Origin of the sequence: uncultured Negativibacillus sp. (assembly GCF_944388365.1) — a bacterium.
Classification (GTDB): Bacteria; Bacillota; Clostridia; order Oscillospirales; family Ruminococcaceae; genus Negativibacillus.
In genome coordinates, this window is record NZ_CALXIN010000056.1 from 1 (window position 1) to 12,119 (window position 12,119).

At 53.6% G+C, this 12,119-nt stretch carries 11 protein-coding genes; 10 read left to right on the forward strand and 1 reads right to left on the reverse strand.

What is annotated here, in order from left to right:
- Positions 1-740: 740 nt before the first annotated feature.
- Entirely contained in the window at positions 741-947 is a 207-nt protein-coding gene (locus Q0L39_RS08035; RefSeq protein ID WP_296628202.1) for a hypothetical protein, read from the reverse strand.
- Between the two features lie 109 nt (positions 948-1,056).
- Between Q0L39_RS08035 and Q0L39_RS08040 the strand changes: the two genes are divergently transcribed.
- From Q0L39_RS08040 to aspS, 10 genes are all read left to right on the forward strand, one after another.
- Complete coding sequence (locus Q0L39_RS08040) at positions 1,057-1,272, forward strand: helix-turn-helix transcriptional regulator (protein WP_296628203.1); 216 nt, start codon at positions 1,057-1,059, stop codon at positions 1,270-1,272.
- 17 nt (positions 1,273-1,289) lie between these two features.
- Positions 1,290-1,847 (forward strand): nucleoside triphosphate pyrophosphatase, encoded by a 558-nt coding sequence (locus tag Q0L39_RS08045; protein WP_296628205.1) that lies wholly within the window; start codon positions 1,290-1,292, stop codon positions 1,845-1,847.
- 333 nt (positions 1,848-2,180) lie between these two features.
- A complete protein-coding gene (locus Q0L39_RS08050) occupies positions 2,181-3,203 on the forward strand; it encodes a rod shape-determining protein (protein WP_296628206.1) in 1,023 nt (340 codons plus the stop codon).
- Positions 3,204-3,319: 116 nt separating this feature from the next.
- Entirely contained in the window at positions 3,320-4,231 is a 912-nt protein-coding gene (mreC, locus tag Q0L39_RS08055) for a rod shape-determining protein MreC (protein ID WP_296628207.1), read from the forward strand.
- 36 nt (positions 4,232-4,267) lie between these two features.
- Complete coding sequence (locus Q0L39_RS08060; protein WP_296628208.1) at positions 4,268-4,792, forward strand: hypothetical protein; 525 nt, start codon at positions 4,268-4,270, stop codon at positions 4,790-4,792.
- Between the two features lie 133 nt (positions 4,793-4,925).
- Positions 4,926-7,067 (forward strand): penicillin-binding transpeptidase domain-containing protein, encoded by a 2,142-nt coding sequence (locus tag Q0L39_RS08065; protein ID WP_296628209.1) that lies wholly within the window; start codon positions 4,926-4,928, stop codon positions 7,065-7,067.
- Positions 7,068-7,489: 422 nt separating this feature from the next.
- The gene (locus Q0L39_RS08070) at positions 7,490-7,894 is read left to right on the forward strand and encodes a methylglyoxal synthase (RefSeq protein ID WP_022132149.1); all 405 of its coding nucleotides are present in this window, start codon (positions 7,490-7,492) and stop codon (positions 7,892-7,894) included.
- 442 nt (positions 7,895-8,336) lie between these two features.
- Positions 8,337-9,326, forward strand: coding sequence for a GNAT family N-acetyltransferase (locus tag Q0L39_RS08075; RefSeq protein WP_296628210.1), 990 nt, complete (start codon positions 8,337-8,339; stop codon positions 9,324-9,326).
- Positions 9,326-10,171 carry a hypothetical protein gene (locus Q0L39_RS08080; protein WP_296628211.1) on the forward strand — a complete coding sequence of 282 codons (846 nt, stop codon included), beginning with the start codon at positions 9,326-9,328 and terminating at the stop codon, positions 10,169-10,171. The genes Q0L39_RS08075 and Q0L39_RS08080 overlap by 1 nt, the downstream gene beginning before the upstream one ends.
- Before the next feature lie 49 nt (positions 10,172-10,220).
- Entirely contained in the window at positions 10,221-12,014 is a 1,794-nt protein-coding gene (gene aspS / locus Q0L39_RS08085; RefSeq protein ID WP_296628212.1) for an aspartate--tRNA ligase, read from the forward strand.
- Positions 12,015-12,119 lie beyond the last annotated feature (105 nt).

The window sequence follows — 12,119 nt, forward strand, 5'->3', positions numbered from 1 at the left end:
AGGCAATTTTGCCCAATCCTTTATGGGCAAAAAGAGCAAACTCCTGATTGAAAACTTGTTTTCAATCTAGCTTTCTTTCAAAAAGCTCGTGGTGTCCAGAGGCAAAGCCTTTGGCCGCACTCCGCAGAGTGCGGAACACCTTTATCGTCAGGAGCATTTAGGAAAGTGTGAAAACCCTTTGCGATAGAAAGGGTTTTCACAAACTTCCGATTCGCACAAACTATCCCTCAAAAATTATCCGGTGGATGATTTTTGACGGTAGATAGCATCGCTTTTTTTGCTTGCCATGCCGCAATGCAATTATCTTTGCAGGAAAGTCCCTGCAACGACCGCACCTCTGCTTTCTGCGTTGTCTTGCTTTTCTGTGTGCGGTCCCGAGAATGGACAAAGTCCATTCTCCGAACTTTTGTGTAGCACAGATACTCCCTCGGGAACTTCGCAAGGCGAAGTTCTCTCCCCCTGTCTGCTCCGGCAGCGGGAGGATGTCAGGTCACTCCCGTGCTGCTTCGGGCAGTAGGTACTTACGTTGAGCGCAGCTTCTACCGTTACAGTGGGGTTTCAAAAGGGGTCATACTTGACCCCTTTCGTGAAGTTTTTCAAACTTCCGGAGGTCAAGGAACCAGGTGGTTCCTTGTGTGCTCTTTGTGAAACTTTCTTCACACAAGAAAGTTTCCGCGGGTGCGGGCTGCGGAAGCCCGCAAAAGGTTTTGCAGAAAGTTCGGAGAAGGAGCTGCGCTCCTTTAATGCTTCACTCCCTCATCCGAACGGTCTGGGAAAGTAGAAAATAATGGTTCAGTGTTTTGGTGCCTTTCATAAAAATGCTGAATGTATCGTTCAATCAGCTGCTCTGCGGCAGCTTCAGGGGAAAGATTTTGGGAATCGGCAAATTTCAGCAGACGCTGGTACAATTCCGGCGGCATGGTGACATCAATTTCGACTTTTGACACGGAAATCATTCTCCTTTTTTATAAAACACCAAATGGTGTTTTATTTGATTGAATTTTAACACCGATTGGTGTTGATTGTCAATACTCTATCCGATAAAGAGGGTTTCTGATGATTTATGAAAGAATCAAAGAACTGCGCAAGGAGACGGGGCTATCCCAGGAAAAGGTGGCGCAGGAGCTTTCGATGTATGTGACAACCTACCGCCGCTATGAGAGCGGAGAACGGGAACTGCCCATGGAGGTCGCTGTTCGCATTGCGGATTATTATGGGGTCAGCCTGGACTATCTGGCGGGCCGCAGCAATGACAGAACAATCAAAGAGTAACAGAAAGGGAGCATCTTATGAAACTGGTTTTAGCTTCACAGTCCCCACGCAGACGGGAACTGCTTTCGTTGATACAACCTGATTTTGAGGTCTGCGCCAGCAGCGCCGAGGAAATTATCCCCGACGGCCTGCAGCCGTTTGAGGCGGTGATGTACCTTGCCCGCATCAAAGCTGAGCAGGTGGCAAAAACACACGCCGACAGCGTGGTCATCGGCGCTGATACGGTGGTGGTGCTCGACGGACAGATCATGGGCAAACCAAAGGACCACGCCGACTGCGTGCGGATGATCTCGGCGCTGTCCGGCAGAGAGCATGAGGTGCTCACCGGTGTCGCCATTGTAGTGAACGGCCGCACAGAATCGTTTTATCAGAGAACGACCGTCCGCTTTCTGCCGCTGACCGAGGAGGAGATCCAGTGGTATGCCTCGCTCGACGAGCCTTACGACAAGGCTGGCGCCTACGGCATCCAGGGTTACGGCGGACTGCTGGTCGAGGGCATCTGCGGAGATTATTTTAACGTAATGGGTCTGCCGATCGCCAGCCTTCGACGCCGCTTAAGACAGATCGCCGGATAATTTTTTCTGCCCTGAAATGGGAAGAAAAGGCGGTTTTGCGTGCGCTTCTTTAGGAATTTTAGACAGAGATTCGTGCGGGAAAAAGGCTTGATTGGTACAAATATCGTAATTTTTTTACCCTTACAAAAAATTCAAAAATATCTGTTGAGATTGGGATTTTTTCAGGTTATAATATATAAGATAACGCGGTTGAATTGATTTTTTTGACGAACCGGCGCGAATTTGCTGCGCGGTTTGTTTGACATAATCGACGATATTTTTGGGATAGACTTCAGGCAGCACAGGGTGCAGAAGGCTGCCGCGAGATGCAACATTTGGGCAGGAGGAAAAACTATGTTTGGCTTTGGAAAAGATATTGGAATTGACTTGGGTACAGCAAATACGCTGGTGTTCATGAAAGGCAAGGGCATCATCATGCGCGAGCCTTCGGTTGTCGCAGTGGACACCAGAAATTATACCGTAAAATATGTCGGTCAGGAGGCAAAGGACGTCATCGGCAGAACTCCTGGTTCGATCGTTGCGGTTCGTCCGCTCAAAGACGGTGTTATCGCTGACTTTGACATCACCGCAAGCATGCTGCAGATCTTCATCAAAAAGGCTTGCAACAACTCGATCTTTGCACGTCCGCGCGTCGTCATCTGCATTCCGTCCGGCGTCACCGCAGTAGAGCGCCGTGCAGTTAAAGAGGCTTCGCTCAAGGCTGGCGCACGCCACGTTGCCATCATCGAGGAGCCAATGGCAGCAGCCATCGGCGCAGGTCTGCCTGTTGCAGAGGCAACCGGCAGCATGGTTGTCGATATCGGCGGCGGTACCAGCGAAGTTGCTGTGATCTCGCTGGGCGGCATCGTTGCTTCCCGTTCGGTCCGTGTCGGCGGCGATGAGTTCGACTCGGCCATCATTCAGTATGTCAAGAAAAAATACAACCTCCTGATCGGTGACCGCACCGCAGAGAATATCAAGATCGAAATCGGCTCGGCTTATCCATATGAGGACGAACAGCCGATGGAAATCAAGGGCAGAAACCTGGTAGACGGTCTGCCAAAGAACATGATGCTGCATCCTGACGAGGTGCGCGAGGCGCTGGCAGATTCTGTGATGTCGGTGCTCGACGCCATCCGTACCACCCTGGAGAGAACTCCACCGGAGCTGTCGGCGGATATTATCGACCACGGAATTACCTTGACCGGCGGCGGCGCTCTGCTGAGAGGTCTGGACCAGCTGATCTCCAAGGAGACAGGTATGCCGGTACAGGTCGCAGAAAATCCGCTGGATTGTGTTGCGGCAGGCACAGGTAAACTGCTGGAAAACATCAACACCATGAGGGAACTGCTTTCGGAGGACGACTCCAAATATTAACAAGCGATTGAGCAAACGGCTGCCGGCGATATGGAACATTCTGCGCGGGTGGCCGTCTGTTTTTTTGCAGGAAAAATTGCGCGACAGGGCGCACAACCAAGGGAGGTACAGGCCAGGTGAAGGAATTTTTTCACAGCTGGGTCTTTAAGGTGCTGCTGGCGCTGGCAATCATCATGTTTGCCTTTATGCTGCGCGCCACCGTCACGGTGGGTGCATCGACGGTGATCGAGAAGATCGTGGGCACCGTCACAGCGCCGATTCAGTCGCTGGGAGCATCCATGAGCAGCTCGGTGACCGGCTTTCTGGACCGGTTTTTCCGCGCCGAGGAGATTGCAGAGGAAAACGAACAGCTGCGCGAGGAAAATCGCCAGCTGATTGAACAGATGGTCGACTACGAAAACTACAAGCACGAAAACGAGAGCCTCAAGGAGCAGCTGGGCATCCAGGAGGAGCATCCCGAGTGGGAGACGATGACCGCCTCGGTCATTGGCCGCGACCCGTCCGACCAGTTTTACTCGTTCACCATCGACAAGGGAACCCTGGACGGCGTGAGCTATCAGGACCCTGTCATCACCTCGGATGGTCTGGTGGGCATCGTCTCGGAGGTGGGACCGGTGTTTGCCAAGGTGACCACCATTCTGGATGTGCGCCTGAACGTGGCATGTCAGGATGTGCGCACCCAGGACGTTGCAACCGTGTCGGGCGATATTGCGCTTGCCGAGAACGGTCAGTGCAGAATGTCGCTGATCCCGCGTGAGAGCGGCGTCGCCAAGGGAGACATCATCCAGACGGCGGGCACCTCGGGACTGTATCCGCAGGGCATCGTCATCGGCAGGATTCAGGAGGTCGCCTTCGAGCCGCAGGGTACCATGATGTATGCGGTCATCGAGCCGACCAACGACATCAAGAACATCAAGGATGTCATGGTCATCACCTCGTTTAAAGGACAGGGCAGCAGCCTGTCCAGCTTTGAAAATGCGTCGGACAATGCGCAGACGCAGGAGGAAAATGCCGATGACGCAGAATAGACAGCGGTTAACACACAGGGAAAGGTGGCTGGTTTTGTGAATCGACGGACCAAGATTGCCGCGGTCAAATACATTGTATACAGCCTGATAATGCTGTTTTTGTATGTTTTGCAGACCGACCCCAACTTTTTTTACATCGACTATATCAAACCGGTGCTTGTGCTGCCGTTTGCGGTGTGCATCGCCATGTTTGAAAGTCAGCTGGTCGGCGGCCTGTTCGGCCTGTTTGCCGGCGTGCTGTGCGATGTGTCCTCCACCGTGCTGTTCGGCTTTCAGTCGATTTTGTACCTGTGCATCTGCACAGCGGTGGGACTGCTGGTCGTCTATCTGATGCAGCCGTCGATGATTAACAGCCTGCTTGCGGTCGGGCTGGGATTTGGCGCACGGCTGCTGCTGGAATACTTTTTTTACTATGTGATGTGGGGCTATGACAATTCGCATCTGATTTTGCTGGACAAAATGCTGCCGCTGCTGATCTATACGCTGGTGGTGACTCCATTTTTGTTTTTGGCAGTGCGAAAGATGCACCGGTTTTTTGAGGAGAAAATGGCAGAGAATTAGGGGTTCTCTCAAAACGCAAATGGCTTTTTTTGAGAGCATGGCTGTTTGGGTTTTCGGACACCCTTAAAACGAACGCAAACATTTCGACTTTTCCTTTGTCCTTTGACCGGACAAAGGAGGCAGGAGGCTTTTTATGGAAGAAAAACAGGTGCACAAGGGAAGGCTGGTTTTGATGATTGCCCTGGTTGTCGGGGTTTTTGTGGCCTTTGCTGTGCGGCTGATGCAGTATCAGATCGTCGAAGCCGAGGAATACAAGGAGATGGCACAGGGCAACTATACCAGCGTGCAGACCATCGACGCTGCCCGCGGCGAGGTTCTCGACCGCTATGGCCGTCCGCTGGCAGTCAATGAGGTCAGCTATGACGTCATGATCAACGAGGCATATCTGCCCAGCAGCATGAAAAATACCGTCATCCAGCGCATCATCGAGCTGATGGAAGCCGAGGGTCAGACCTGGATCGACACGCTGCCCATCAGCACGACCGAGCCGTTTACCTTTTTAAACGAGACCGATTCCCAGAAAAAACAGATTGAAACGCTCAAAACCAACCATCAGATCAACCTGGATGCTACCGCCGAGGTCACACTGAACAACCTGCTGGAAACCTATGACCTCAGCGAGATGGAGGACAGGGTGATGGCGCGCAAGATTGCAGGCGTGCGCTATCAGATGGAGCTGTACGGTTCGAACAGTTCGACTCCGTACACCTTCTCAAAGGATGTGCCGATCGACGTGGTGGTTAAGATCAAGGAATACAGCCAGCAGATGCCTGGCATCGAGATCAAGGAGACCACCAGCCGCCGCTATGTGGACGGCAGCCTGGCGCCGCACGCAGTAGGCATCGTCGGCTCGATTACCGCCGAGGAGTACACTGCCTACAATGAGGCGATCCTGGAAGAGATCAAGGCCGAGCATCCCGACTGGACCGAGGAGCAGATCGACGAGGCGTATCAGGAACAAAAGTACGGCTACAACGACATCGTCGGCAAGAGCGGTCTGGAGTATGCCATGGAGGATGAACTGCGCGGAGAGCGCGGCAAAAAGCGCATCACCACCGATGCACAGGGCAATGTGCTGAGCACCGAGATCATCAAACAGGCGGTGCCAGGCAACACCATCGTCACCACGCTGGACAAGGATCTGCAGCGGGCTGCCATCGAGGGCTGTGCGGAATTTCTGGAGATGGCAAAGAACACCTATGCGCCCGACGAAGGCGGCAGTGCAGACCGTATCTCGGTGGTGGCGCAGGACGTCAAGACCGGTGAAATTCTGGCGATGGTCAACTATCCGACCTACGATCTGTCCGACTACTATACCAAGTACAGCGAGCTCAGCTCCGATCCGCTGCACCCGCTGATCAACTACTGCACCCAGGGTATCTATATGCCTGGTTCGATCTATAAGCCGGTGGTCGCCATCGGCGGCATGGCTGCCGGCGTCATCGACGGCGACACCATCATCAACTGTGTGCAGGTCTATGACACCGGAACCTCCTACAATCCGCGCTGTCTGGGTCTGCACGGTCCAATCGACGTGCAGTATGCACTGATGGTTTCCTGCAACTATTTCTTCTATGAAACCGGAAACCGCCAGGGCATCGACAATATTGCAAAATATTCCGAGCAGCTGGGCATGGGTGCTCCTACCGGCATCGAGCTGTCCGAGGTTACCGGCCACATCTCCTGTCCGGAATACTATGAGTCGGTGCGTGAGGGCCAGGCAGACAGCACCTGGACCTCCGGTAACGTATTGCAGTCCTCGATTGGCCAGCTGGACAACGCTTACACTCCGCTTCAGATGGCAAACTACACTGCTACTCTGGCAAACGACGGCACCAGAATGCGCTCTCATCTGGTCAAATCGGTCGAGTCGTACAACCTGGAAGAAACCATCTCCACCACCGAACCGGAGGTGCTCAATCAGGTAGAGGCAAGTCAGGAGGCCTTTGAGGAGGTTCGTCAGGGTATGCTGCGCTGCTCGCGCGACACTACCCGCGGTTCTGCGCGTTACTACTTTGGAGATTACCCGATCGACGTTGCTGCAAAGACCGGTACACCTCAGGCGACCGGAGGCGAGCTGGACGCTACCTTTATCGCGTATGCGCCCGCCAACGACCCTGAGATTGCAGTGGCGGTTGTCGTCGAAAACGGTTACAGCGGCCAGCGTGGTGCGCCGGTTGCAAAGGCGATTTTCAACGAATATTTTGGCATCAACGAGGATGAAACACAGATCGACGCTGCCCAGCAGAGCACCGACGGTCAGCTGATTCCGTAAAAAGATGGCGCGCGCAGAAAAGCGTGCGCCGTTTTTATGCACCGAAAACAAGAGCTGCTTTTCTGTTTTAAAGGAACAAATAAATGTGTACTTTGCGAAAAGATAGGGAGAAAATGAGGTGTCGGGTCATTTTTTTGCAGCAAAAAAGGAATTTCTCTTAATGCTTTACACAAAAATCAGAGAAAAATGGTTTACAAGACAGAGCAAAAATGATAAACTATAACTACGGAATCCAACCATTATGGCATTAGAATCGACAGCGCAGGGGAACAGCTCTGCGATTTTTTGTGAGATGAGATGTACAAACAGCCGGACAATTTGTTCCGGTTCAGTGGGAAACTGCTTCGAGGAAAAGACAAATGCATCCGAGGCTTGCTTTGAGGTGTTTTCGTATGATTATAGAGAAAGGAATGAAGTGACAGATGAATATTGGTTTGATTGCCCACGATTCCAAAAAAGAACTGATGGTACAGTTTTGTATTGCTTACTGCGGGGTTCTCAGCCGACACAGTGTCTGTGCGACTGGAACGACCGGAAAACTGGTGGCAGAAGCAACCGGACTGGATATCCTGCGTTTTCTGAGCGGTTCTCAGGGAGGCGATCAGCAGATCGCAGCCAGAATCGCCTGCAACGAACTGGATCTTCTGCTGATGTTCCGCGACCCGATTACTGTAAAACCAAATGAACTCAACGAGGCAAATATTTTAAGACTGTGCGACGTGCACAACGTACCGGTTGCAACCAACATTGCCACCGCAGAGGCGCTGATTCATGCACTGGAGCGCGGCGATCTTGACTGGAGAAATATCGGAAATCCAAATGTTTAAGCGGCAAACAGGGTTTGTAAGTTATTTTTGTCTGAGGGAGAATGCCATGGAGGGAAACTGAGTGGCATTCTTTTTTTGTCTGCGATGGGCTTGACCTTTTGGATGGAATGATGTATGATAAAACCATTCCTGAATGATAATTTGATAGACCAAAGGCGTCTGAAACAGGAGGAGTAGCAAAAACACCGTCCGAGCAGAGAGGGTCCTCACCGGCTGAAAGGGACCTGGGAAAAGGCTTTTGCAAAGACACCTGTCGAGCCGAGGCACCTTTTATCAAAAAAGGTGTTTCCGTTTCTCCCGCGTTAAGGGAATAAGGAGCGGTTATCTTGGATAACCGAAATCAGGGTGGCACCGCGTGGAACAACAACGTTTGCTCTTCGTCCCTTGCAGCAAGGCTGTGAGGAACGAGGAGCTTTTTTTATGACAGTCAGGAGGAACCAGAATGGAATTGCCGACAATGGCGCTGGGACAGAGCGTCGGAACGCCCGCATTTTCGCTGCGGCTGCATAAAACCGTCCCTGCCCAGCCGGAAAAGGGCTATGTGCCCGCTCTCTATTTTGAAATGGTGGCGCAGGGCATACCGGTGGGACAGTGTGTACTGCGGTTGGGCGACAGCGAGCTGCTTCAGTATGCAGGCCATCTGGGCTATGAGGTGCAGCCGCAGCACCGCGGCAGACATTATGCACTGCGCGCCTGTTGGCTGCTGGTGGGACTGGCGCGCCGGTATGGACTGAGTGAGGTCTATCTGACCTGTGAGCCGGACAACCTTGCTTCCCGCAAAACCTGTGAGGCGCTGGGCGCGCAGCTGGTACAGAAGCTGGAGGTCCCGCACAACCACGACCTGTACACCCGCGGACGCACCGAACTGCTGCAATACCGCCTGCAAATGACCGGCAGCATCCTGCCCGCCATCGAGCAGGACCTCCCAGCCATCGCGGCACTGTACGACCGCGTGACGGCACGGGAGGCGCAGGGAACCAATTATTCCGGCTGGGAAGCAGGAGAATATCCGATGGAATGGACGGCGCGGGAGCTGTATGAGGCGGGCGGACTGTACTGCATCCTCGACGGGAAAGGCAGGGTGATCGCCTCGGCAGGCTTTGATAACCGCCACGAGGACTGCTATGACCGCGTGAACTGGCGCAGCGACCTGCCCAGTGCGCAGACGCTGTGCATCCACACACTGGCCATCGACCCTGACTGCCGCGGGCAGGGTTTGGGCGAACGGCTGATGCGCTTTGGCTTTGCCAAGGCAAAGGAGCTGGGGCTTTGCGGCATCCGCATCGACACCTGGACGCAGAATCTGCCCGCGCTGAATCTGTACCACAAGCTGGGCTATACCGACGCACAGGTGCTGAGCGACGACGTCCACTTTGAGGGCGACACGATGGCCTACCAGTTTTTGGAGTGGTATCCGAAGGAGGAAGGATGATGGAAGGACAAAACACCGCCTGTCTGCGCTATGTCGAACAGGTGATTCTGGACACGGCGCAGCTGTACGGCATCGAGGAGGTGCTCGGCGCTTCCGAGGTGCAGCTGCCGGATTTTCCGCAGCTGGTCGGCTGCTTTGAAGGAGAAAAGCTGGGCGGCGACTTTGTGGTTCAAAGTAAGCACACAAGCCCGATGCTGCTGGCGACGCTGACCGATTTCCTGTGCCGGCTGCTCGACCAGCTGGGAATGCAGCCGGTCGCCGTTCGACTGGAAACTGCGGCAGACGACGCGCACAGTCTTGTGCCGATGCTGGAAAAATTGGGAATTTGTTATACTATCAGAGAAAACGACAATAAAAATAACATAATGTTGACAATATTGGGTCGGCAGGAGCCGTATGGCAGCATCTGCACCGAGCAAAACGGCGTCCAGGCGAAGGTGCAGACCCAAAAGCTGGCGGCGTGGGTATTGCACAACGGCATCGAGCTGCCGCCGCAAAAGGGCTGCACGCTTGCCATCACCGCCGCCAAGGCACAGCAGGCGCTGGCGCTGGGACTTGCCCGACAGCTGCGGGAGGAAGGCTTTGTGGTCACGGTGGATGAAACCGACCACGCCGACCGTGTGGGCGCCGCCTTTGTCTGCCGGCTGGACGAAGCATCGGTGCAGGCGGGAACCATCGCGGTGGAGAGCCTGCGCACCGGACGCACCGATCAGGTGCAGCTGAGCGAGCAGGCACTGAGCGCATACATCTACGAACAGACGATGATGGATGCGATGGAACAGGTCGAAAACAGTTTGGAGTCCCCGAAGGAATTTGTTTTTTCAAAAGGATTTCATTTGTTTTAAGATAGAGAAAAAAGTACAACAGAATGTCAGTCAAAAAAGGAGAATTGCTATGGCAGAAACAATGAATGGTTTGAAACGAACCAGCTATTGCGGCAGACTGTCCAAGGAAAATATCGGCAAGGAAGAGATCGTCTGCGGTTGGGTACAGAAACAGCGCGACAAAGGTCACCTGATCTTCATCGACCTGCGCGACCGCACCGGCGTAGTCCAGCTGGTATTCGACGACGGCACCGACAGAGAGGTATTTGAGAAGGCAGCCTCGGTCCGTTCCGAGTTTGTGCTGATTGCCAAGGGCGTTGTCCGTCAGCGTGAAGCGGTCAACACCGAGATTTCCACCGGCGAAATCGAAATCTATGTCAATCAGCTGCGCATCCTCTCCAAAGCGCAGACACCTCCGTTTGAAATCACCGACAAGAGCAAGGTCAAAGAGGAGCTTCGTCTGAAATACCGTTACCTCGACCTGCGCAGAAAGCCGCTGCAGGAAAAGATGATTCTGCGCCACCAGATCGCCAAGGTCACCAGAGATTACTTCTACGAGAACGACTTCATCGAGATCGAAACCCCAATGCTCATCAAGTCCACACCGGAAGGCGCAAGAGACTATCTGGTTCCATCCAGAATCCACCACGGCAAGTTCTATGCGCTGCCGCAGTCTCCGCAGATCTACAAACAGCTGCTGATGCTGTCCGGCTTTGACCGCTATATCCAGCTGGCAAGATGCTTCCGCGACGAGGACCTGCGTGCAGACCGTCAGCCGGAGTTTACTCAGGTCGACCTGGAGATGTCCTTTGTCACTCAGGAGGACATCATGGACATGCTGGAAGGCTATATGCGCCGCCTGTACAAGGAGGTCAAGGGCATCGACATTCCAAAGATGCCGCGCCTGACCTACCATGATGCAATGGAGCGCTTCGGTTCGGACAAACCGGATACCCGCTTTGGCATGGAGATCGTCAACCTCACCGAGCAGGTCAAGGACAGCACCTTCCCAGTCTTTGCAAATGCCATCGCTGAGGGCGGTTCGGTCCGCTGCATCGTAGCAAAGAATGCAGCTGCTACCCTGACCAGAAAGGCCATCGACAAGCTGACCGAGCAGGCAAAGGGCATCGGTGCAAAGGGTCTGGCATTTATCCGCTGGGCAGACGAAAAACCAAACTGCTCCTTTGCAAAATTCATGAGTGAGGAAGAGCTGACTGCGCTGCTTCAGACCCTTGGCTGTGAACAGGGCGACGTTGTCCTCATCGTTGCAGACAAGGACCGCGTGGTTCTGCCGGTACTGGGCCAGCTGCGTCTGACCCTGGGCAAACAGCTCGAGCTGATTCCAGAGGGACAGTACAACTTCCTGTGGATCACCGAGTTCCCATTCTTCGAGTGGGATGAGGAGAGCCAGACCTGGCTTGCAATGCACCATCCATTCACCATGCCGCTAGAGGAGTGCCTGCCATACATCGACTCCGACCCGGGTTCGGTTCGCGCACAGGCTTACGACATGGTTGTCAACGGCGTTGAGCTCTTGAGCGGTTCCATCCGTATCACCGATTACGAGCTGCAGCAGAAGATGTTCGAGGCGCTGGGTCTGACCGAGGAGGAAATCCAGCTGAAGTTTGGCTTCCTTGTAGATGCCTACAAGTACGGTGCACCACCGCATGGAGGCGCTGCACTGGGTCTGGACCGCATCGTCATGACCATGTGCGAGTGCGACAACCTGCGTGACGTTGTTGCCTTCCCGAAGGTACAGAACGCAAGCGAGCTGATGAGCCAGTGTCCGTCGATCGTCGACCAGAAGAGCCTGGACGATCTGGCAATCGCCATCACCGAGATGGAAAAGGAAAGCGAAGAATAATCACAACATCAAAAAAGAGCCTGCAAGATGAAGTGACCCCCAAAAGTTAGACAATATTTGAAAGTAAAAATTGTTTAAGCAACCGAAAGGGCTTGTTGTCTGTGA

What these genes read in the sequence shown, in the direction of transcription:
- Q0L39_RS08050 (WP_296628206.1), top strand. Translation starts at nt 2,181, where the DNA reads ATGTTTGGCTTTGGAAAAGATATTGGAATTGACTTGGGTACAGCAAAT.
- Q0L39_RS08080 (WP_296628211.1), top strand. Translation starts at nt 9,326, where the DNA reads ATGGAAGGACAAAACACCGCCTGTCTGCGCTATGTCGAACAGGTGATT.
- Q0L39_RS08045 (WP_296628205.1), top strand. Translation starts at nt 1,290, where the DNA reads ATGAAACTGGTTTTAGCTTCACAGTCCCCACGCAGACGGGAACTGCTT.
- Q0L39_RS08065 (WP_296628209.1), top strand. Translation starts at nt 4,926, where the DNA reads ATGGAAGAAAAACAGGTGCACAAGGGAAGGCTGGTTTTGATGATTGCC.
- Q0L39_RS08075 (WP_296628210.1), top strand. Translation starts at nt 8,337, where the DNA reads ATGGAATTGCCGACAATGGCGCTGGGACAGAGCGTCGGAACGCCCGCA.
- Q0L39_RS08070 (WP_022132149.1), top strand. Translation starts at nt 7,490, where the DNA reads ATGAATATTGGTTTGATTGCCCACGATTCCAAAAAAGAACTGATGGTA.
- aspS (WP_296628212.1), top strand. Translation starts at nt 10,221, where the DNA reads ATGGCAGAAACAATGAATGGTTTGAAACGAACCAGCTATTGCGGCAGA.
- Q0L39_RS08040 (WP_296628203.1), top strand. Translation starts at nt 1,057, where the DNA reads ATGATTTATGAAAGAATCAAAGAACTGCGCAAGGAGACGGGGCTATCC.